This is a genomic window from Sulfurimonas sp. HSL-3221 (assembly GCF_021044585.1).
Classification (GTDB): Bacteria; Campylobacterota; Campylobacteria; order Campylobacterales; family Sulfurimonadaceae; genus Thiomicrolovo; species Thiomicrolovo sulfuroxydans.
The window spans coordinates 875,640-897,129 of sequence record NZ_CP087998.1; the positions used below are offsets into that span (position 1 = coordinate 875,640).

Here is a 21,490-nt window from a genome sequence, read left to right on the forward strand (position 1 = left end):
GCCAAAGGAGCCCCCCATGCAATTTCTTCTCAAGCTTTTCAAAGCCCTGAACTCCGCCCAGAGCCCCTGGCAGGTGACGCTGGCGATCACCCTCGGGATGATCGCCGGGCTGACGCCCATCAGCGGGCTGCAGAATGCCGTGATCCTCCTGCTTGCCTTTTTGCTCAACATCCACCTGGGGCTCTTTTTCGTTTCGGCGGCGCTTTTCGCCGGGGTCGGCTACCTCTTTGACCCCTGGTTCGAACAGCTCGGTTACGCCATCCTCAGCAGCGACGGGCTGCAGGGGCTTTGGACAGGGTTCTATAACAACGGCTTTGTCCGCCTGACGCACTTCAACAATACCCTTGTCATGGGGGCGACGGTCGTCTCACTGCTGCTGGCCGTACCGCTCTACCTGCTGCTGGGATGGCTGATCGGACGTTACCGCACGGTGCTGGCGTCTTTCCTGGAACGGCGCCCCGTTCTGGGGACATTCGGTTTCCTCAAAGCAACGACGCACCTGGACCCGACGGTGCGCTGGTGGGGCGCGGGCCTCTACGTCGCCGGGGGCGGGATCGTCACTGCCGTCGCGCTGCTGGTTATCGACCCGTTGCTGAAATGGACGGTGGAGACGGGCGGCAGCCTCGCGCTGCAGCGCGATGTCCGCGTCGGTTCCGTCGATACGGACTTCAGCAAGGGGGCCGTCACGCTCCACCGTCTGGAAGTCGCGGGCAAACAAGAGGGGGTCGACGCCGTTTCGGCGGAGCTGATCAGTTTTGACGCCGATCTCTCGGCACTGCTGATGGACAGGGTGCATATCGAGAAGATGATCGTCAGCGGCGTCGGGTTCGACACCCCGGCGACACTGAAAAAATCACCCGCAACTGCCGAGCAGACAGCGGCAGGGAAAACGGACGGGGAGGGGTTCGCACTTCCGACGTTCGAATTCCCCGACCCCAAGACCCTCATTGCCCAGGCGGACCTGCAGTCGGTCAAGGTCTATAACGACGCGCAAAAAGAGATCGGTGAGATCAAGGCACGCTGGGAGAAGACCTCCAAGGAGGAGCTCAGTGGCGACAGCCTCACCGAACTGAAGGGTGACCTCGACAACCTCAAGACGATGAGCAAGTCAAAAGATCCGCAGTCGATGCTCAAGCTGGCCCAGGAGGTCAAGGCGTTCAAGGCGAAGATCGATACGCGCAAGAAAGCGCTTGAGAAGATCAAAGCGGACTTCGACAGCGACCGTAAGCGCATCGCCGAGCTGATGCAGCAGGTCAAAGACGCCCCGATGGCGGATTACAACCGCCTCAAATCGACCTATACCCTCGACGGCAACGGGGCGTTGAACGTGATCGGCAGGCTCTTCGGCGAGAAGATCAGAGGGTACCTGGCGATGGCGCGCAAGTACTACGGAATGGTCTCTCCCTACCTCGGCAGCGCCGGGGATGAGAACCCGCCGGAGGAGGCGGTGCCGCCGCGGGGCGAAGGGCGCTGGATGCGCTATGCGCAGACGGTTCCCAGTCCGGATCTGCTGATCGCGCTGACCCAGATAGACGGCCTCTTCAAGACCCAGGCGTTCTCGGGCACCGTCCGAGACATCTCCGACAACCAGAAGGCGCTCGGGCGTCCGCTGAGCTTCAAGGCGGCCAGTGACGGCCCGACGGTCAAAGGGCTCGTGCTTGAGGGCGAAGACAACCGCCTGGGAGATACCGTTCTCGATAGCGTGAACTTCAAAGCGCTGCGCATTCCGATGGACGCACTCGATATGAAACCGGTACTGCTGGACAAGAGCAACATGGCCATGACGGGGACGCTCAGCCTCAGCGACGCCACGGCGCTTGCCGGGGAGGGGAGTTTCGCTTTCAGCGACGCGGCCATCACGGCCGAGGGACTCAGCGGCAAGACGGGAGAGATCGTCTCAAGTATCCTCAGCGGGATCTCCGCGTTCAAGCTGGACACGACCCTGGGCGGGACACTGACGGCACCGACCATCGGCGTCAAGTCCGACCTGGACCGCCAGATCTCACAGGGGCTCGGCAAAGCGATGGGCAAAGAGCTTGAGAAGTACCAGGGTGAGCTCAAATCGTTGCTGGGCGGGGACACCGCGGCGCAGCTGGCCGACCTGAAGTCGTCCCAGGCGGGGATCGCCGACGTCGATAAACTCGCCGGCGATCAGAATACGATGCTCGGCAAACTGGCCGAGGAAGCGACAAAACTTGCCGGAGGCGGCGCGGTCGGCGACAAGCTCAAAGGTGTGCTTCCCTTCTAGGGACGGCGCTGGCGATCAACAAAATTCATAGGAGAAATGGGAGTAAGATGAAAAGAATAATGATGATGATGGCGGCACTGCTGCTGACGATGGGCTCGGCGGGTGCCGCGGAGATGTTTACGCTCAAGGCGGCCGGCGAGAAGACGATCGCCGCGACGGAGCTGCCCAACGGCATGCGCTTCAGAGGGTTTGACGGCAAACCGGTACTGGTGAACTTTTTCGGCAAGCAGTGCCGCTACTGCAAGAAGGAGATCCCGCATCTGGAGGCGCTCAAAAAACGCTACGGGGGGCGCATCGGCATCATCGGTATCCATATGCAGGGGCGCATGATGCCGCAGGAGCGCGCGCAGATTGCCGGGAAAGCGGGCTTCAACTACCCTGTGTTCGAATACGAAGACAACATGGCGATCGTCCAGCACATCGGTTCGCGCGCCCGTTTCAACGGGAGCATCCCCTTCAACATCGTCTTCAACGGCAAGGGCGAGGTGTCCGAGATCATCCCGGGGTATCTGAGCGACAAAGACCTGGAAATGATCTTCAGCGAACTGCTCAAGAAGTGACTGTTAGGGTATGAGTGAACGCGGGAAGTTCGGCCTTATCCGGCAGCTGATCCGTGCGGTCGGCGCGCTCAGTGCCGCCGTACTGGGAGCGCTGGTCCTGCTGATCGTCTTTGACGCCACCCGCCGCTACCTGTTTCACGAAGGCTCCGTCGCGCTGCAGGAACTGGAGTGGCACCTTTTCGACGTCGTCATCATGCTCGGCGTCGCCTACGCCATGCACCGCGGGGCGCATGTGCGCGTCGACATCTTTTACGACCGCTTCTCCGAACGGACCAAACAGGTCGTGAACCTGGGGACAATGCTCTTCTTCGTGCTGCCCGTCTCCGCGCTGATCCTCTACGTCAGTTTTGATTTCGTCCTGATGAGTTTTGAGCAGATGGAAGCCTCCTCCGACCCGGGCGGACTCCCTTACCGTTTCGTCGTCAAGGCGCTTATCCCCCTGGCGTTTGCCCTGCTGATCCTGCAGGCGCTGCGTGAACTGGCCGAGGCATGGCATGCCCTGAAGGAGTCTGTGTGATCGCGCTGGCCATGTTCGTCATCGCGCTGGCGCTGCTGCTCTCGGGCATTCCCGTCGCCTTCGTTTTTGGCGGTGTCGCGCTGCTCTTTGCGCTGCTGATCCCCGAGCTCGGGCTGCAGGTCTTCAGCCTGCTGCCGTTCCGCATCTACGGCATCATGGGCAATACGACCCTGATGGCGGTCCCGCTCTTCATCGCCATGGGGCTGATACTGGAAAAATCGAAAATGGCCGAGAAGCTTCTCGAGACGATGAGCGGCCTCTTCGGAGGGCTGCGCGGCGGCTTGGCCGTCAGCGTCGTGCTCGTCGGTACGATCCTCGCCGCCTCGACGGGCATCGTCAGCGCTTCGGTCGTGATGATGAGCATTATCGCCCTGCCGCTGATGCTGAACGCGGGGTACGACAAAGGGCTGGCGTCGGGCACGGTCGCGGCCAGCGGGACGCTCGGGCAGATCATCCCGCCGTCGATCATTCTGATCATTCTCGGCGACGTCATGAACGTCAGCGTCGGCGAGCTCTTCATGGGGGCGGTACTGCCGGGCCTGGTGCTGGTCGGTCTTTATATCGTCTATATTCTGCTCTATGCAGCGCTGAAGCCCAAAGCCGCGCCGGCAGCGGCCCTTGGCGAACGCGTCGGCATCGTCAAGGCGCTGACGGCCATCGCCCCGCCGCTGCTGCTGATGGTCGCGGTCCTCGGTTCCATCTTTGCCGGGATCGCGTCGCCGACGGAGTCGGCGGCTTTCGGTGTCGTCGGCGCCCTTGCGCTTAGCGCCTTCAACCGCACCCTGAGCTATGCAATGGTGAGCTACGCCTTGCTGGAGACGGTCAAACTCAGCGGGATGATCTTTATGATCCTGATCGGGGCGACGGCTTTCAGCCTCGTCTTTAACGAACTCGGCGGCAGCGACCTCGTGCTGGAGTTCTTCAGCCGTGACATCGGGAACGTCTGGGTCTTTATCGGGGTCGCGATGCTGGCGATCTTTATCCTCGGCTTCTTTATCGATTTCATCGAGATCTCCTTTATCGTCGTGCCGATCCTCGTGCCCGTCATGCACGCCTTCGGCATCGATCCCGTCTGGTTCGCCATCCTCATTGCCCTCAACCTTCAGGCCTCCTTCCTGACCCCGCCCTTCGGCCTGGCGCTCTTTTTCCTCAAAGGGGCGGCCGGGTCGATGGTGACGACCCTGCAGATCTACCGGGGGATCATCCCCTTCATTCTGCTGCAGCTCCTGGCGATCGGCATCGTCATCCTTTTCCCCGACCTCGTCTTCGCCTTTATATAAACCCGGACAGGGAAACTGGTATACTGTGGAATAGGAGGTGAGAGATGCGTGAAAAATGGATGATACTCATGCTGCTGACGGGGACGGCGGTGGCCTTCGGTGCAGTGATCGCGACGCCGCCGATCCAGATGACCGGCAAGGTGCAGGCGGTACCCGAATATGTTGAAGTCGACCGGACGGGCTACATGGCGCCTGTTATTACGACACCGGCCGTCGAGATGCACGGCCGGACGCAGTAAAGGAGGCGATCATGAAACGCGTTCTTTTGACACTGCTCGTTGCCGCTGTTTCCGCCTGGGGCGCTCCGGTGGATTTTACATTCAAAGTCCCCGTCAAACTGGTCAAGGTCCGTTCGTCGGATGCGCAGGTGATGTGTACGGTCTACAACGCCCAGCACCAGTCCATTGCCGGGAAGTTCTTTCGTTTCGACCTCAACGGCGACGGCCAGTACACCTACAGCTATAATGGCACCGTCACGATCGAGATGTCCGTGCATTCGGGCAAAGATCCCCGCGACGGTGAGACCTACGAGTGCCAGCTCTCTTTGCTGCTTCCGTGGGCGTCGCCTCCCTGGCAGAAGCCGACATCGCAGGGCTCGGACATCTATTTGACACCGCAGCCCGGCACGCCCTTTGCGCCGCTTGTCTCAGGAAGTATCCCCAAGCCGAAAACGATTCCGCAAAGAGTGCTCCCGGACAAATACCGATCCCTGCACCCCATGAAACTCAAATGAGTCTGCCGGGGCCGCGGCCCGGCGCTGGAGTGCCTTTACACCCGCATACCTAAATTTAATCACGATGGAAAACCGATGTCACAGTACTTTACGAGATCCTTCCGGGTCGACTGGTCCGACGCCAACGCGAACGGCCGGGTGCACCTTCCCACCTATTTCCGCTATCTGATCGAGACGGCCTGGGACTGGGGTGCCGCGGTCGGTCTGGGCATAGAGGACAGCCGAAAGCTCGGCCTGGCCTGGGTGGTCCGCGAAACGCAGATCCATCTGCTTCGGCCCCTTCTCCCCGACGATACCTTCGAATTGACGATCTGGCTGGCCCATTGGCGCCGTGTCCACGGCACGCGTTATTTCGAACTTGTCCACAAGGCGAGCGGAGCGGTCATCGCCCAAGGGGCGCAGGAGGTGGTGACGCTGGACATGGAGAGTATGCGCCCCAAGGCGGTTCCAAAGGCGATCGTTGAGCGTATGACGATCGAGACGCCCCGCACGGTGCCGTACCGCCCCTTCCCGGTATTTAGCGACACGTCTGGGCGCGCCGTCCGCCAACAGAGAACCGTTACCTGGCAGGACCTCGATACGCTGGAGCACGTCAACAATACGAAGTATGTCGCCTTTGCCGAAGACGCCGCCGTCGCAGCATTGGCGGAGTTCGGATGGGCGCCGAAGGATTTCAAAGCGCAGGGACTGGCGGTGAAGAGTGACGGCGTCCAGATTCAGTACCTGACACCCGCCGTATGGGGGGAGACGCTGGAGCTTGAGACGCATTTGTCGGAGCTGGGCCCGGAAAGCGGCGTATGGCACGTCGCGATCGCGCGTGAAGGGGACCGCGAACCGGTCGCCCGGTGTGTCATCGCCTGGAGCATCGTCGATGCGACCGACGGCACGCTGCGGAAGATTCCGGAGGAGCTGTACGGGCGGCTCCATGCATATTTCACCCCTGCTGAAACGGCACTGCAGGGGTGAGACGATATCACGGCAGCGCTTCATATCTCTAATTTCATTCTGTGCATTATTATGCGCTATACTCCCTGCATGAAAGAGATTCTTTACGCGCCGTGGCGCACGGATTACATCAGCGGGCAGCCGATCGAAGGGTGTGTTTTCTGCCATATCAGCGAACATACCGAAGCGGACGAGGAGCTGCATGTCCTTTACCGTGACGAACACTGCTTTGCCGTGATGAACCGCTACCCCTACACCCCGGGGCATTTCATGATCATCCCCCATGTCCATACGGAAGCGCTCGAAAGCCTCGATCCGGAGGCGTGGCTCCGCATCAGCGCATTGGCGCAGCAGGGGGTCAGGATGCTCAAAGAGGGGTTCGGCGCACAAGGGGTCAACATCGGTATGAACCTCGGAAAGGCCGGAGGTGCGGGGATCGCCGAACATATCCATCTGCACCTCGTCCCCCGTTGGGAGCAGGATACGAACTTTATGACGGCGGTGTCGGAAACGCGGGTCTATTCGACGGATTTCGAAAAGATCTACCGCCGTCTGTTGGAACTGATCCCCCGCTATTTTGTATAGAAGAGGCGGATATCACTTTTTGTATCAAAAAAATATTCATTTCTTGTTTAATTTTATGTTCAATAGATATCAGATAGCATATGGGAATCTATAAGTGAAAGTGGGTAGAACCATGAAAGCAGTAATGACGGCCTTGGTACTTCTGTTCTGTACGGCGCTCTTTGCGACCGAAGCGGAGGCGGTGAACAAGGCAAGCACGGTGAGCTGGTACAAGAAGTCCGCTTCGGAGGGGAACCCGGAAGCGCAGTTCTACCTTGGCGTAATGTACAGCAAGGGTGCGGGTGTGACCAAAAACGATGATCTCGCCGTTTACTGGTTTAAAAAAGCCGCGGCGCAGAACCATGCGCAGGCGCAGCTGAACCTGGGCTATATGTACGAGTCGGGCAATGGGGTGAAGAAGAACTACGGCGAAGCGGTACAGTGGTACGAGCGTGCCGCCGAGAACGGCAGTTCGGTCGCCATGAACAACCTCGGGATCATGCACATGATGGGCATGGGGGTCAAAAAAGACAGCTACAAGGCATACAAGTACTGGCGCATGGCGGCCCAGCACGGCAACAACAACGCCTGGGACAACATTGAAAAACTGCGTCGTCTTGATCCCCAGGCGGTCCGCTGATAAGGGCGAAGGGAGAAGCGCGTGACTTCTGTCCTGCTTGAATTTTCCATGTTTCCGACCAGCGGCGACTGCCGGGACGGTGCTTCCGTGTCTGCCTATGTCAGCCGGATCGTCGATATGATCGACCGCAGCGGTCTGCCGTACCAGCTCACCCCGATGGGTACGATCGTCGAGACGGGGAGCGTCAAAGAGGCGCTCGCTGTCGTCGAGCAGGCATACGAGGTGCTGGGCGAGGATTGCGAACGGGTCTATTCGGCGTTGAAACTTGATATCCGAAAAGGAAAGGCGGGGCGGTTGAAAGGGAAGATCGACTCGGTAGAGCGGGAGCTTGGCCGCGACGTCAGCCATTGATGGTTGGCAGAATCTGAGTCTATTTCAATGGGGGGCGAAACACTGTGGCGCAGTTTACCTGCGCGCTCCTGCAAAGCGTAGATATCCGGGCTATAGCCTGAATACCGCAGCGTTAAAGATAATCAGCCGTTGCCGTCGTGGTCGTGTTCGGCGTGGTGTGCGTGAAGTTCCATCGTCACGCCCGAATGGATAAAGAGCGCGAAAGCGATCACCGTATAGAGCAGTTTCCCTGCCGTATCCCCCATCACTGTCCAGACAATCCCGAAAACAAAAGCGACTGAAAAGATGACGAACCAGTTCCGGTCGCGTTGAAACTGCGTTAATTCCTGCATAATAAACCCCTCCTCACTGTTGAAAGAAAAATAAGTATAACCTATTTTTTCTTTCGCGTCAGCACGTAGAGGAAGATCGCGCCGATGACGAGAAAAATGACGATCTTGATCTGGGTCTCTTCCAGCGTCTGCATCGGCGAACCTTAGTGGGTCTTGACGTAAAGGTTGGCGATATAATCGGAGAGGGCCTCGACCTGAACGGGTGTCAGATCTTTGACCTGGTTCTGCATCAGGGTTTTCATGGCGCCGCCGTAGGTGCCTTTCTGATAACCGATGATAGCGTCGGCAATGCGCTTGCTCTCCCATTCGCCGATGACGGCGGACTGGTTCAGGGCCATTTTCTCACCCTGGTTACCGTGGCAGGCGGCGCACTTCTGAAAAAGCAGTGCCGGAGAAGTTTCGGCAGCGGGAGCGCTTTGGACAACGGGTGCCTTTTCGGCAGCCGCGACCGACGTGTTGTCCGCGGCTTCCTTGACCGGTGTAGGCTCGGATACCGGTTCGGCTGCCGGTGCAACTGCCGGTGCGGGCGTTTCAACGGGGGCTTCGGCTTTCGGCGCGGCGGCGGGCGATGTCTTCCTTGAATCGTTACAGCCGGCGAGCAGGAGGAGGGCGGCCGAAAATGCAAGAGTTCTTATCAAAGGGAGCCTTTTTAAAAAAAGATGCCGCCATTGTACACTGTTAGAGCATTTGGGTCAAAGGTGCGCTTGAAATTTGTTTTTTGCTATAAAGTCAGCTTAAGCAACATGCGGTTTTTCGGGGGATCAAAGCAGTTCGATCATTCCCCGGTGGAGTGTGACGACGCCGTGATGCTCGAGCTCTTTGAGCAGTCGGCTGATCACTTCCCGTGATGAGCCGAGGTGGGCGGCAAGCTTTTCATGGGTGATGGGGATACGGGGGGTATTCTGCGCATGCAGCCACTCCCGGAGCCGATCGTCCAGTTTCTTGAAACGGACGTCTTCGACCAGTCCGGCCATGCATTCAAGCCGTTTGGCGAAGAGGGCGAATATGTAGTGCTGGTAGTCGCGCTCGGCCGTGTAGATCTGTTTGACGATCTCGGCGGGGAAGAGGTAGCCGCTGATCGGCCCGTCGGCGACGGCGCTCCCGATGGCAGGGGTCCCGGTAAAGGCGCTGTTGAGGTTGACGTTGCACTGTTCTCCGGGGCCGAGAAAGTAGAGGGTGATCTCCTGCCCCGATTCGTGGAGCCGGAAGACGCGGATACTCCCTTCGCCGAGAAAGAGGACCTGCGCGCAGCGGTCACCCTGGCCGAAGAGCTCCGCGCCGCTTGGGAGCCGGACCGCCCCCGCGTGGGCATCGACGAGGCGTCGAGATTCAGGTGAGAGGCGGCCGTAGCATGGGAAAGGTTCCATCGGGCTCCTTTCGGGGGTTTGACGGCCCCCGGTGCTGCAAAAGTATAGCAGATTATAATGGGTCACAAAGTATAATAGAGCCAAAAAAATCAGGACGAGAATGCAGTTTGAATCCTACCCGTTCGAAAAACTAAGTGCCCTGCTCGATCCCATCGAGCCCAACAGCGCCTACGCCCCGCTGACGCTGACCATCGGCGAGCCGCAGTTCGAGACCCCGGCCTTTATCCGGAATGCGCTGTGCGGCAGTGCCGACACCCTGCGCCGCTATCCGAAAACGGCGGGGGAGGAGATGCTCAACGGCGCCATGCGCGATTTCGTCGCACGCCGTTTCGGCGTGACGCTGGCAAACGACCAGCTCGTCTCCTGTTTCGGGACCCGAGAGGTGCTTTTCAATTTCCCCCAGTACCTCCTGTTTGACAAGCCCGATCCGGTCATGACCTTTACGAATCCCTTCTACCAGATCTACGAAGGGGCGGCGATCGCCAGCCGCGCGAAGGTGAACTACCTTAACCTCGACGCCGCCAACGGTTTCAAACCGCAGGTCGATCCGGCGGTCCTGCAGTCGAGCGACCTGGTGATCCTCAACTTCCCGAACAATCCGACCAGCAGCTGCCTCTCCCTCGAGGAGCTGGGCGAATGGGTCAAGCTGGCGCTGGAGTACGATTTCGTACTACTTAACGACGAGTGCTACAGCGAGATCTACCCGAACGAAGCCCCGGCGGGCATCCTGGAAGCGAGCGCGGCCGTCGGCAACACGGCGTTCAAGAACGTCCTGGCGCTCAACTCCATCTCCAAGCGCTCCAGCGCCCCGGGGCTGCGCAGCGGGTTTATCGCCGGCGATGCAACGATCCTGGAGGGGTACCGCCAGTACCGTACCTACATCGGCTGCGCGTCACCGCTGCCGCTGCAGACCGCCGCGGCGGCGGCCTGGGCGGATGAGGCGCATGTGGCCGAGGCCCGGGCCGTCTACCGCGAGAACTTCGAGATCGCGAAGGCAATCCTCGGCACGGCGGTCCCGGAGGCGACCTTCTACCTCTGGCTGGAGGTGGACGACGCGATCGCCTTTACCGAAAAGCTCTACCGCGACTACAACCTGAAGGTCCTGCCGGGCGAATACCTGGCCCGTACCGACGTCAACGGCAACAACCCGGGCAGGGGGCGCATCCGCATCGCGCTCGTCGAGAGCCCGGAGCGCACGCGCATGGCGCTCGAACGTATCAAGGAGGCGATGAATGGATAAGGCCGAAGCGCTGAAAGCGAAGATCCTCAAGGCGCAGGAGGCGGCGGATATCGCCGGGCTCTACGTCCTGGAGCAGGAGGCGAACGAATGTTTTGACGAAAAGATGCTGATCGCCTATTACGCCAATATCCTGGACCTGGCGCTGGAAAACCTCACAGACGCCCTGGGGGCCGCACGCCGCATGCAGATGACGGATGTGAAAGATTTTGCCACGCTGCGGGCCCTGTACGAGTATGCCGTGGAGCATTACAGTGCCGGCAAGGCCGCCGATGCGGCGGCGCTTTTCGAGATCCTGGCGGGGCTCAGCGACGACGCCCGTTTTTCCGAAGCGATGACGCGGCACAAGGCGTACGCCGAGCGGATACCCGATTTCGGCCAGTTCCTCGACGACGCGGCGGACCTGGAAGCAACCCAGCAAAACGGGACCTTCTATATCAGCGCGTTCCGCGTTGACGACAACGGGACGGGCGAATCGTGAAGATCCATTTTATCGGCATCGGGGGGATCGGCATCTCCGGATTGGCGCAGTACATGGACCATAAAGGCAACAAGGTCAGCGGCAGCGATATCGCGGAGAACCGTATTGTACGGCAGTTGAAAGAGAAGGGGGTCGCCATCACCATCCCCCACGATGCCAGCGCGATCACGGACCAGGACCTCGTCGTGCATTCGGCGATTATCAAACCGACCAATGTCGAAGTCGCGGCGGCGAAAGCGAAAGGGATCGAGGTGCTCCCGCGCCGCGAAGCGCTGCTGCGCATCCTGCAGGACAAAGAGGTCTATGCCGTGGCGGGGGCCCACGGCAAAAGCACGACGTCGGCGATCCTGGCGGCCATCATGGAAGGGTCCGCCATTATCGGGGCCGAGTCCAAGGCGTTCGGCTCGAACGTACGCTACAACGATACGAATGACCGGCTCATCTTCGAAGCGGACGAGAGCGACGGCAGTTTTCTGAACGCCAACCCCTACTGCGCCATCGTCACCAACGCCGAACCCGAGCACATGGAGTATTACGAGTACGACTACGACCGTTTCTATGACGCCTATCGCCGCTTTATCGCTTCGGCCGCGATCCGGGTCATCAATGCGGAGGATGAATTTCTCTCGACCATAGAAGGCGATGCGATCCGGCTCTATCCCAGCCGGGACATCTCGGAGGTGGAATACGTGTTGCACGACGGCGAACCGCATACGCGCTTCCGCCTGAAAGATCTGGGGAGCTTCGACGTCTGGGGCTTCGGCGAGCATATCGCCCTCGATGCGGCGCTGGCGATTCTCGCCGCAGTTGAGACGATGCCCGTGGAAACGGTCCGCGAGAAGATCCTCGGCTACCGAGGGATCAAGAAGCGCTTCGACATTATCGACGGCGGGGAGAAATGCGTTCTGATCGACGATTACGGCCACCACCCCACCGAGATCGCTGCGACGATGGCCTCGGCGCGCACCTATGCCCGCCTGCTGGGTCTGGAGACGATTACGGCAGTCTGGCAGCCCCACAAGTATTCGCGCACCATCGACAACCTCGAGGCGTTTTCGCATTGTTTCGAGGGGGTGGACCGTCTGATCATCCTGCCGGTCTGGGCGGCGGGGGAAGAGCCCCGCATCATCGATTTCGAAGGGGTTTTCAGCGCCTACAGCCCGCTGCTGGCCGACCGCGTCAAACGCAGCGGTTGCGGTCTTGAAGTGCTCAAAGAGGGTACAATTGTCGAAACGCCGGCATCGGGCCTGATCATCGGCTTCGGCGCCGGGGACATTACCTACCAGCTCCGGGGAGAAAAATGAGTTACGTCTATATCGTCGCCGTCATTGCACTGCTCTATGCGGGGATGCACTTCTTTACCGAACTGAGCCACCGCCAGAAGCTCTCCATGGCCGCTGTAGTGCTGCTCATCATCATGGGCGCAGTGGCCTGGAACCGCTCCGTGGATGCGCAGCAGGAGCATGTCCGTGCCGTCATTTTGAAATTCAACCAGCACCAGACGCTTGAATGCCGCGGGGTGGAGGTCAGTGACCGCACCTTTACGCTCAGCGTCGGCACCCAGAGCTTTATCGCCAACGCGGGCACACCCCACGCCGGTCAGATCTTCGACGCCGCAGGGTGCCGATGAGCGCTTTCGGCCATCTGCTCGATCAGCTCGATCTTCAGGCCCACGTCGCCGAGATCGAAAGCTTCCTCAGCCGTAAAAAGCCCCTCTATATCGAAGGGGACCAGGGACGCCACTACCAGTACATCCGCGCCCTTGACGCCCTCGAATTTCCCGCCCCGCCGAAAACGACCGCCTTCGATACGATCCTGATCCACCTGAAAAAGCAGGGGGTGCTCAGTTTCGAACAGATCTTCGAGCTTATCAAGGTCGTACGCTACTTCCGCACCCTGCGCAACAAAGGCTTCGAAGGGATCATCGGGGAGTGGATGGCCTCCGTCGTCATCCCCGACAGCTTCAAGGAGGTCGAGCGCCACTTTGATGAGAAGGGACACTTCAAAGAGGAGCTCGACGAGGAGCTCTTCGCGATCGCCGAACGGATCAAGGCGCAGAAGGGCGATATCGCGGCGCAGATGAAACGGCTGCTCTATGCGGACAGGCTACGCAGCTACCTCGTCGATACCCAGGTGCACTACATCAACGACGAGGAGTGTCTGCTGGTGCGCGGCGGTTTCAGCGCCGTGCTCAAAGGCAGCGTCGTGGGCCGGACGGGGGCGGGCTTCTTCTACGTTACCCCCGACACCCTGCTCAAATCGAAAGAACAGATCCGCGCCCTGACCCAGGAGCGCGATGCACGCTACTACGAGTACGCCAAGGGCTTCTCGGCGCAGCTGCGCGAATTGCAGCCCTTTATCGGCTTTATCGACAAAGAGTTCGACCGCCTGGACCACTACCAGGCCCGGGTGCTTTTCGCCCGTGCCAAAGGGCTGCATATTGTCGCGGCACAGCCGGGCGAGGCGATCGTGCTTGAGTCCTTCGAGCACCCGGCCCTCTCCAACCCCAAACCCGTCAGCCTCGATTTCAGCGCTTCGGTGCTGATGATCACCGGGGTCAACGCGGGGGGAAAGACGATGCTGCTCAAATCGATCCTCTCGGCGGCGCTGATGGCCAAGTACCTGTTGCCGATGAAGCTCAATCCCCACCGTTCGCGCATCGGGTCGTTCAAACAGATCGAAGCGGTCATCGACGATCCCCAGAACGTCCGCAACGACATCTCCACCTTCGCCGGGCGGATGCAGCAGTTCTCCCGCCTTTTCGAACGCAAATCGGCCCTGGTCGGGGTCGACGAGATCGAACTGGGTACGGACAGCGACGAAGCGGCGGCGCTTTTCAAGGTGATCCTCGACGACCTGATCCGCCGGGGGCAGAAGATCGTCGTCACGACCCACCACAAACGGCTCGCCTCACTGATGGCCGACCGCGACGACGTCGAATTGGTTGCCGCGGTCTACGACGAGGAGCGCCGGGTCCCCACCTATGACTTCCTGCAGGGGATCATCGGCAAAAGCTACGCCTTCGAGACGGCCCTGCGCTATGGGATCGCCCAGGGGATCGTCGTGCGCGCCAAGGAGGTCTACGGCGAGCAGCACGAGAAGCTCAACCTCCTTATCGAACGAGGGAGCGAACTGGAGCGGGCGCTGCGGCGCAAACACGCCGACGCGGACGAACGGCTGGAGCGGCTGGAGGAGCGGGAGCGTGCACTGAAGGATGAACGCGAGACCCTGCGCCGGGAGTACGAGGAGCTCGAACGCCGCCTGCGCGGCGAGTTCCGGCAGGCGATCGACAGCGCCAAAGCGGCGGCCAAGGCCGGGGATACGGCGGCGATCCACCGGGCGATGAACGAAGCCAACAAACAGCTGCCCGAAAAGCGCGAAGCGAAGCAGAAAACGGCCCCCGTCGCCCTCAACGTCGGAGATGAGGTCAAGTACCGCAAGCAGCGCGGCGTCATCGTCGCGCTCAAAGAGAAGGAAGCGACGATCGAGGTCGAGGGGATGCGGCTGCGGGTACGGCGCAACGAACTCAAGCCCGCCGGAAAGGCGGCTGCGCCCAAACCGAAGGTACAGGTGAGCAACAAGGTCGAAAAACGCGGCGGACTCAAGCTCGACCTGCACGGCATGCGGGCCGAACAGGCCCGTGAAAAGATGGACGTCTTCATCTCGGACGCCCTCATCCAGGGGTGGGACGAGGTGATCATCTACCACGGCATCGGCACGGGCAAGCTCGCCTATGCCGTCAAAGAGTTCCTCAAAGAACACCCCAGCGTCAAAAGTTTCGAAGACGCCCCCCCGCAGCTGGGCGGTTTCGGGGCAAAAATCGTTCACCTCTGATATAATATCCACTAATGTACTTGGCCCGGGAACGCCTTGCTGCCGGGCCGGATGGAGAGGTGACGTCTACTGTGAACCGTCTTGCTGCCGTGACGCTGGCCTTGGGAGTGATAGGGGGGTGCGCGCAACTGGACGGAAAAGAGATATCCTCCGCGGCGACCGGCCTGCCCGGAAGCCTTTCCCTCAAGCAATCCTTTGTAGTGCGGCAACTCGACAACGGCGCTACCTACCCGCAGACCCCCTATGTCCTGACATTGAGCGAAGGCAACTACGAGCAGGGACAGTACCGCATCGACGGCGGGCTCCTGCTCTACAAGGGGCATGGCGGCAGCGGCGTGAGCCTCAACCAGATAGCCCTGGTCTACTGGGGAGATGATTTCGACTTTAGGATAGGCAAATTCGTTTCCAAAACGGGGGTGCTTGACTATCTGAGCGGCATGGACCTTCTCAACCCGGTCCAGGTGGACTTTTTTGACGATCCGAATATCAACCTCCGAAGGCTCCCGCAGTGGATGGCGGAGCTCTCCTGCTTCGTCGGGGAGAGTGCTCTGCTCAGAGTGACTCTCCAGCCCTTTGATGGGCGGACACAGAGCTACATTTCGACGTATGTGGGATACCTGCTCGACAGTTACCTTCCGGACTATTTTGAACAGCTCAGCCGAAACAGTGCGGAAGGGACGGCGATCTACCGGGAAGTGTTCCTGCCGCTGTACCGCGACGGCATCAGCCCCGCGCTCAAAAGCGATATCGACGCGCAGTACAACGAGCGCGGGCTGGCTGTCGAAAAAAGCACGATCCAGGTGCTTGCCGAGAGCAGCGATGCGGGGACCACGCTCGGCGCGGTCTGGACGAACCGCTACTCGGAGGTACCCTATATAGAGGTCGATCAGCAGCTGCTTGACTTGATCGGGGCGCTTCCGGATGGACAAAACAGCGGAGAATCGTTCCGGGCGTACCTGGATCAGCCGGACCTCAACCCCATCAAGGGTGTCAGGGGCTTTCGCTACAACCAGTACTCCCTCTATGCGGAGGGTACGGTCAATACGTACGGCGTTCGCGCCGAAGCGAGTGTGCGCGACAGGGTGCCGACACTCAACACCTTCAGCCCCCTCGCCATGGTCGGTTTCGGGGTGGACCGGCAGGCGGGGAGCTCCTATTTCGACCTGGAGGTGCAGTGGGGCTACCTCAAACAGTACCGCCAGAGCGTGCTGGCGACCGTATTGCTGAACAAGTTCGACCTGACGGTCTACAGGGGGGTGGCCGTGCGTTTCGACCACTACCTGATCACCGGCTGGTATGCGGGCAACGCCACCGCGGTGATGCTTCCCAATCTCGTGTTCACCCGCGGCGCCTTTGAAGTCGATCTGCATGCCCTCTACCACTCTGACGACAAAGCGTACAACACCGTCGGGTTTACGCTGAGGGCGACGTTTTGAAGCTTGGACTGAAAACGGGTGCACTGCTGTTACTGCTGCTGTTCGGTGCGGCCTTGATGCGGCAGGTTGAGGTGCGTACGGTGGACTGGAGCCGTTTTTTCCCCGGAACGCCTGCTTCGGCGATGCCGCAGCAGTGGTTTACGGCGGAGCGGCAGTATCTTTTTACCGCGCTCCCGGATGAGGCCCCCCTGCATACGTGGCGTTCGGAGGGGCTGATCGCGGACTTTTACCGCATCGACCGGCAGGGCCTTTACCTGATGACGTTCAACCGGGAAAACCAGAACGCCGTCCTCGCACGGGTCGGGGGGTATCCGCACAGCGGCACCGCCGTCGTCGGTGCCCTGCTGCTGCAGGGGTTTTTCGACGACATGGTCTTTTACCTGTATGCGATCGTGCCTTTTCTGCTTCTGCTGCTTTGGCTGCTGACATCGCTGGAGTACCTGCTGAACATTCTCATCGAGATCGGGGCGTTTACGGTGTCACTGCTCGCCGTGCTGGTGACCGGCGGCGTCGCCGTCGACCCCGCCGCGCTGCTGGCGGTCGTTTTTCTCGTCATCTACGCGTTGACCCTTTTCAACTATCTCCACTCCGGGGAGATCGGCAAACACCAGCTGGCGTTCGGCATCACCCTCTCGGTCGCCACGACCGCTTTGAGCTCTCTTTTCCTCTATGCGTCGGATTTCGGGCTGGTCAGTACGTTCGGGAAGATGATGCTGATCGGGCTGGGGGTGCTCTACGGTTATCTGATCGGACGGCTCTACCTCTTCAGGCCGCTGCGTCTCGTGTTCGGCTGGCGCCGCCGATGGCATGTGGACGATGCCCGGGTGAAAAAGGGGCTGCTGTTTCTCGGCGCCGCCGCCGTTACCTGCGGCTTCGTCTGCGCGAAGGCTCCCTCTGTCGATCTGAACCCCATGAACCTTATGCAGCCGACGATGGCGGCGTACAAGCGCATTGCGGCGTTCGAGTCCGGCCATTTGCCGACGCTGCCGTTCGTCGTCCGCCTACGCGCGCAGAAGGGCGACTTCTCCGAGCTTGAAACGACCCGGGAACTCGCCGCACTGACGGCGCGGATTGCCAGCGCAGTGCCCGGGGTGCTGCTGGGGAGCCTTCCGCTGGGGTATGAACGTTTTGCGGGATCGCCGCTTCGCGATGCGACGCCCGATGCCTACGCCCAGTACCTCCTTGCCCTGGAGTGGCTCGACGGCGGCCTGCCGCTGCTGAGTGCGGATCAGCGCGAGACCTATATGACGCTGAGTATCCCGATCACGACGCCGTCGTATGCGATTGCCGCCATGCTCAGGCGGCTGCAGGCGATCGGGGAGGCTTCAGCCGATTTCTCGGTCGGCATACTGGGCAAGATTGCCGATTTCGAACACTTCCTGAGACGTTTCTTCGGGGAGTTCCTGATCGGTGTCGGCATCTCGCTCGGGTTCGTCGTGCTCTTTTTCCTGCTTTACTGCCGGACATGGAAGAGCATCATCGTCGTCGTGCCGCCGCTGCTTTCACTGCTGCTGCTGGCAAGCGTTCACCGCCTGCTGGGGATGGACTTCACCATGATCACGCTGCTTGGCACTGTTCTGTTCATCGGGCTGGTGACGGATTCGATCATCCATCTTTTCATCTGCATGAAACAGGAGGGGTATGCCTGCATCGGCAGCGTGATGCGTCCGATCATCGTCTCGAACACGACGATGCTGATCGGGCTGGGCGGAATGCTGTTCGGCGGAACGATGATCCAGCGCTTCGGCATGGAACTCGGGATCCTGCTGGCGGCGAACCTCGCCGTCGTGGTCTACCTACTGCCGCTGCTGCTGAAGCGCTACTTCATCCGCTGCAGGTGAGCTTAGAAGCTGCAGCGGTGCAGACGGTTGTGATGAAAAAGCCCCTGTTTGATATCGCGCGAGACGCTCTCGGTGTCAACCATGTAGGTCAGCTTGCGTGACTTGATGAGGTCGTTGACCTGCCAGCGGGTGATGAGCAGCTGTTCATCAATGCGGTTGACCGCGTCGACGGAGACGATTCGCTGCAGCTGACCCCCTTTGAAGATTTCGACTTTTCTGATCACGGAGGTCGCGGCGTCGATGTAGTAGACCGAGCGGTTCCCGTTTCGCCGCAGTGTCACCTTGTAACAGGCAGCGCCGTCGAACTGTGTCTCCTCCAGCGGATCGAATGTCCCTGTCTTCGCGTCCAGTTCGGCGTAGGAGATCCCCATGCCGACGGCTTCGCTCTCCTCTTCCTGTTCGGGGATGATCCGTACGCGTTTCAGAGCGGGGAAGTAGATGGCGTTACTGCTGCTCTCCTGCTCCCGCTCGATGAGGATGGCGGTGCATTTGATGGTTTGCGGGGAGCGGAAACGGATGAGGAGCGATGAGGCGTCCCCCGTCTGCCGTTCGGCGACCATAAAAGAGCGCTCCTGTAGGTTGCCGCTGTTCTCCACGGTCATCGTGACGTCGAAACGCAGGTTGCCGAACGAGAAGAGTTTCGCGCTTTTTGCATAGACGGCCTCGGCGCTCTCCGAAGCGCACAGGCTGAGTCCGGCCCAGGTAAGCAGGGCGGCTATACGGTGCCACAGCATGTCACACCGTCGTATTGGTATCGGATGCCTGCGCGGTGTGCGTCGCAACCCACTCCAGTGCGCGCAGGGTGATCTCGCGCAGGAGGCTCTGATTGTCCAGCACCGCCAGGGCATACTCCTGCATGTTCGCCATCATCTGCTCCATCGTGCCCGCGACGACGGTGACGATCTGGTCCTCCGCCGCCGGCGTATACCATTCGCGGTCGAGAATAAGCGCCATCCCCGTCAGCATGAGGTTGGTGATGGTCTTCATCCCGTCATAGATCAGCAGCCCGAAATCGAGGATCAGCATCTCCGTATAGACGATCAGCTGTTCGGTGTAGACGATCCGGTCCGCCATCTCGCCGATCCGGTCGGCCATCTGGCCGATCTGCACGGCCATCCAGAGGATCCGGTCGGCCATGACGCCGACCTCCTCGCCGCGGGAGGCGAAGAGGTAGCCGAACTCCATCCCCTTCATCGCGAACTGGTAGGCATCCTCCTCGATATCCATCGTAAAGCTGTAGGCGAGGTCGGCCATATGGGTGGCAAAGTCGTAGGCGTCGCTTGCCGTCTGGGCGGTAAAGCTGTAGGCGAGGTCCGCCAGATGCGATGCAAAGGCAAAAGCGTCGGTCTCCGTCTGGGAAGCGAAATCGGAAGCCTGGGTCGAAAAGGTGACGGACATCGTGGCGATCAGGTCGAAGAGGTCGCGCCAGGAGGCACCGCCATCAAGAAGGTCGCGGAGCTGATCGAAATAGCTGGCGCTCTCCGTCGAGTAGACGGTGCCGCTTTTCAACATTCCCTGCACCTCTCTCGTATAGGTCGTAAAGGCATCCGTCTGCGGCAGGGCACCGGCACCGAACAGCGTGAGGAAGGTCTCGGCATCGCTCCCCTCGGCAAATCCCTCCTGCACGACCCCTTCCGCCGTGACCGCCTGCGCGCTCAGCATCGTGAAGAGCTGGCGTACGACGACGGAGATGACGGCGAGGGAGACGGAGCGTTTTTTGAGGGTATCAAGCGAGGCTTGCTGCTCCGCGCTCAGTGTGTAGTGTTCGGTAGTAGGGTCATAGCCGTCCTGGAGCGACGCCAGCAGCGCTTCGGAATGGCTCTTCGTCGTGCCGATAACCGCGCCGACCGCGCCGCCGACGACCTTGAACAGCAGCGCGACCAGGGCGCTTTGCACGGAAACCGATCCGAGGAAGGTTTCCATCTGCAGGGTCTCATCGGGTGTCATTGTGCCGGCGGACACCGGGGAGACCGCCGCCGTACCGGCCGCCGCGAGTTTTTCGAGGGAGAAGAGCCCCATGAGCGCCACCGCGGCGATCGCCATCTTCGCAAAACTCAGCAGGGTATCGCTGCTGCTCTCGAAGCTCAGATCGGCAGCCGTCTTGTCCGCAATGATTTTGAGCAGCTTGTCGACGGCAAAGTAGGTGAGGGTGGCGTAAAGGAGGGCCCGGGCGTCTTCATTGTCAAAGAGGCTTTTGAGGTAGTTGAAAAAGCCGTTCATGGCGATCCTGATGGCATCGAAGATGTATTGGAGCGCATCGCCGGCCGCCTCTTTGAGTTTGGCAAGGAGATTGTCGAAATCGCTGAACTCCGACGGGGTCTCCGTCGCCGTACGGTAGTGCGCCGATGCCGCGGCGACATCCGGCGCACTCTGTGTTGTCTCCTGCAGGCGATTCTGGTAGTCGAAAAGGCGCATGGTCGCCAGCAGTTTCACATACTGGTGGCCGAACTGCTGATGGGCGAGGCTGCCGTAGGTTTCGTATTTGCGCCACATCGACTCCGTCTCGTCGCTCTGGAAAAACAGCGCATTGAGCGGGGAATCGGCCGGCAGGGTCGGGGTCGTCGCGGCGAAAAAGCTGCTGATGTCGACCGGGGTAGGCTGTGCCGTTGTCCGCAGCGGGGAGGCATGGGTTCCGGTGAGGCCGCCGAGAAGGTTTTCGATCTCGGCGACGGTGCTGTCGTTTTGCGTTTTGGCCGCTTGCAGCAGTGCGACACGTTGATCGATGGGAGAGAGGGCCGTACCGCCGCCGGAGCCGCCGCAGCCCGATAAGAGATTGATCGCAGGGAGTGAATAGAGCGCGATCGCGCTTGTTGAGAGAAACTTCCGTCTGTTCATGAGTCACCTTTCAGTTCCGTTAGGCCGCAGCTCCGTGCCATGCGTTTGCGGAGCTGCGGCACACAATAACACTCTTCATCCGAGGAAATAAGTCAAAGGGGGAGCCAAATCGCCCCGTGCCATGGACGCGAAGAGCACCAGGATGCCGAGCACAGGCACAGCATAAGAGAAGATTACTTAATTTTCATGGCTTAAATCATAAAAAATAATTATATTTAATGGCGCTGATACGGCGTTGCGGCGGCGGATATCGGAAGAGTGAATAGCGTCATGTCGACGAAAGAGAGGG

22 protein-coding genes are annotated in these 21,490 nt (G+C 60.2%); 17 read left to right on the plus strand and 5 right to left on the minus strand.

Going from position 1 to position 21,490, the window contains the following annotated elements; all coding sequences use genetic code 11:
- Nucleotides 1-16 precede the first annotated feature (16 nt).
- The 10 genes from LOH54_RS04440 (at nt 17) to LOH54_RS04485 (ending at nt 7,838) form a co-directional block, all read left to right on the plus strand.
- The gene (locus tag LOH54_RS04440; RefSeq protein ID WP_231020710.1) at nt 17-2,248 is read left to right on the plus strand and encodes a TIGR03545 family protein; all 2,232 of its coding nucleotides are present in this window, start codon (nt 17-19) and stop codon (nt 2,246-2,248) included.
- A 47-nt stretch (nt 2,249-2,295) separates the two neighbouring features.
- On the plus strand, nt 2,296-2,808 hold the full coding sequence (locus tag LOH54_RS04445) for a TlpA disulfide reductase family protein (RefSeq protein WP_231020712.1): 513 nt from the start codon (nt 2,296-2,298) through the stop codon (nt 2,806-2,808).
- A gap of 10 nt (nt 2,809-2,818) precedes the next feature.
- Complete coding sequence (locus LOH54_RS04450) at nt 2,819-3,325, plus strand: TRAP transporter small permease subunit (protein WP_231020714.1); 507 nt, start codon at nt 2,819-2,821, stop codon at nt 3,323-3,325.
- Complete coding sequence (locus tag LOH54_RS04455; RefSeq protein ID WP_231020716.1) at nt 3,322-4,605, plus strand: TRAP transporter large permease; 1,284 nt, start codon at nt 3,322-3,324, stop codon at nt 4,603-4,605. Before LOH54_RS04450 ends, LOH54_RS04455 begins: the two co-directional genes overlap by 4 nt.
- Before the next feature lie 44 nt (nt 4,606-4,649).
- Nucleotides 4,650-4,844, plus strand: a complete 195-nt coding sequence (locus LOH54_RS04460; protein WP_231020725.1) for a hypothetical protein — start codon at nt 4,650-4,652, stop codon at nt 4,842-4,844.
- An 11-nt stretch (nt 4,845-4,855) separates the two neighbouring features.
- The gene (locus tag LOH54_RS04465) at nt 4,856-5,338 is read left to right on the plus strand and encodes a hypothetical protein (RefSeq protein ID WP_231020727.1); all 483 of its coding nucleotides are present in this window, start codon (nt 4,856-4,858) and stop codon (nt 5,336-5,338) included.
- A gap of 75 nt (nt 5,339-5,413) precedes the next feature.
- Nucleotides 5,414-6,304 carry an acyl-[acyl-carrier-protein] thioesterase gene (locus LOH54_RS04470; protein ID WP_231020729.1) on the plus strand — a complete coding sequence of 297 codons (891 nt, stop codon included), beginning with the start codon at nt 5,414-5,416 and terminating at the stop codon, nt 6,302-6,304.
- 69 nt (nt 6,305-6,373) lie between these two features.
- Nucleotides 6,374-6,868 carry an HIT family protein gene (locus tag LOH54_RS04475; protein ID WP_231020730.1) on the plus strand — a complete coding sequence of 165 codons (495 nt, stop codon included), beginning with the start codon at nt 6,374-6,376 and terminating at the stop codon, nt 6,866-6,868.
- Between the two features lie 112 nt (nt 6,869-6,980).
- A complete protein-coding gene (locus LOH54_RS04480; RefSeq protein WP_231020732.1) occupies nt 6,981-7,487 on the plus strand; it encodes a tetratricopeptide repeat protein in 507 nt (168 codons plus the stop codon).
- Between the two features lie 48 nt (nt 7,488-7,535).
- Nucleotides 7,536-7,838 carry an MTH1187 family thiamine-binding protein gene (locus LOH54_RS04485; RefSeq protein WP_231021218.1) on the plus strand — a complete coding sequence of 101 codons (303 nt, stop codon included), beginning with the start codon at nt 7,536-7,538 and terminating at the stop codon, nt 7,836-7,838.
- 122 nt (nt 7,839-7,960) lie between these two features.
- Here the strand turns inward: LOH54_RS04485 and LOH54_RS04490 are convergent, their stop codons facing one another.
- From LOH54_RS04490 to LOH54_RS04500, 3 genes are all read right to left on the minus strand, one after another.
- Nucleotides 7,961-8,170 (minus strand): hypothetical protein, encoded by a 210-nt coding sequence (locus tag LOH54_RS04490; protein ID WP_231020738.1) that lies wholly within the window; start codon nt 8,168-8,170, stop codon nt 7,961-7,963.
- A gap of 143 nt (nt 8,171-8,313) precedes the next feature.
- Nucleotides 8,314-8,808, minus strand: coding sequence for a c-type cytochrome (locus LOH54_RS04495; RefSeq protein WP_231020739.1), 495 nt, complete (start codon nt 8,806-8,808; stop codon nt 8,314-8,316).
- A 123-nt stretch (nt 8,809-8,931) separates the two neighbouring features.
- On the minus strand, nt 8,932-9,537 hold the full coding sequence (locus tag LOH54_RS04500; protein ID WP_231020741.1) for a Crp/Fnr family transcriptional regulator: 606 nt from the start codon (nt 9,535-9,537) through the stop codon (nt 8,932-8,934).
- Nucleotides 9,538-9,637: 100 nt separating this feature from the next.
- On the opposite strand from LOH54_RS04500, the gene LOH54_RS04505 reads away from it, so the two are divergent.
- Genes LOH54_RS04505 through LOH54_RS04535 form a run of 7 tightly spaced genes read left to right on the plus strand, consistent with a single transcriptional unit; the run spans nt 9,638 to nt 18,366 of the window.
- Entirely contained in the window at nt 9,638-10,777 is a 1,140-nt protein-coding gene (locus LOH54_RS04505; protein ID WP_231020743.1) for a succinyldiaminopimelate transaminase, read from the plus strand.
- Nucleotides 10,770-11,255 carry a hypothetical protein gene (locus LOH54_RS04510; protein WP_231020745.1) on the plus strand — a complete coding sequence of 162 codons (486 nt, stop codon included), beginning with the start codon at nt 10,770-10,772 and terminating at the stop codon, nt 11,253-11,255. The genes LOH54_RS04505 and LOH54_RS04510 overlap by 8 nt, the downstream gene beginning before the upstream one ends.
- Nucleotides 11,252-12,559 (plus strand): UDP-N-acetylmuramate--L-alanine ligase, encoded by a 1,308-nt coding sequence (gene murC, locus LOH54_RS04515; protein WP_231020747.1) that lies wholly within the window; start codon nt 11,252-11,254, stop codon nt 12,557-12,559. Before LOH54_RS04510 ends, murC begins: the two co-directional genes overlap by 4 nt.
- Nucleotides 12,556-12,885 carry a hypothetical protein gene (locus LOH54_RS04520; protein WP_231020749.1) on the plus strand — a complete coding sequence of 110 codons (330 nt, stop codon included), beginning with the start codon at nt 12,556-12,558 and terminating at the stop codon, nt 12,883-12,885. The genes murC and LOH54_RS04520 overlap by 4 nt, the downstream gene beginning before the upstream one ends.
- A complete protein-coding gene (locus tag LOH54_RS04525; RefSeq protein ID WP_231020750.1) occupies nt 12,882-15,089 on the plus strand; it encodes an endonuclease MutS2 in 2,208 nt (735 codons plus the stop codon). The genes LOH54_RS04520 and LOH54_RS04525 overlap by 4 nt, the downstream gene beginning before the upstream one ends.
- Before the next feature lie 14 nt (nt 15,090-15,103).
- Nucleotides 15,104-16,525 carry a hypothetical protein gene (locus LOH54_RS04530; RefSeq protein WP_231020752.1) on the plus strand — a complete coding sequence of 474 codons (1,422 nt, stop codon included), beginning with the start codon at nt 15,104-15,106 and terminating at the stop codon, nt 16,523-16,525.
- Nucleotides 16,522-18,366, plus strand: a complete 1,845-nt coding sequence (locus LOH54_RS04535) for an RND transporter family protein (RefSeq protein ID WP_231020753.1) — start codon at nt 16,522-16,524, stop codon at nt 18,364-18,366. Before LOH54_RS04530 ends, LOH54_RS04535 begins: the two co-directional genes overlap by 4 nt.
- A 2-nt stretch (nt 18,367-18,368) precedes the next feature.
- Here LOH54_RS04535 and LOH54_RS04540 read toward each other — a convergent pair whose 3' ends face one another.
- Both LOH54_RS04540 and LOH54_RS04545 read right to left on the minus strand, forming a co-directional pair.
- A complete protein-coding gene (locus tag LOH54_RS04540) occupies nt 18,369-19,100 on the minus strand; it encodes an outer membrane lipoprotein-sorting protein (RefSeq protein ID WP_231020755.1) in 732 nt (243 codons plus the stop codon).
- Between the two features lies 1 nt (nt 19,101).
- Nucleotides 19,102-21,201, minus strand: coding sequence for a hypothetical protein (locus LOH54_RS04545; protein ID WP_231020757.1), 2,100 nt, complete (start codon nt 21,199-21,201; stop codon nt 19,102-19,104).
- Nucleotides 21,202-21,490: the final 289 nt, after the last annotated feature.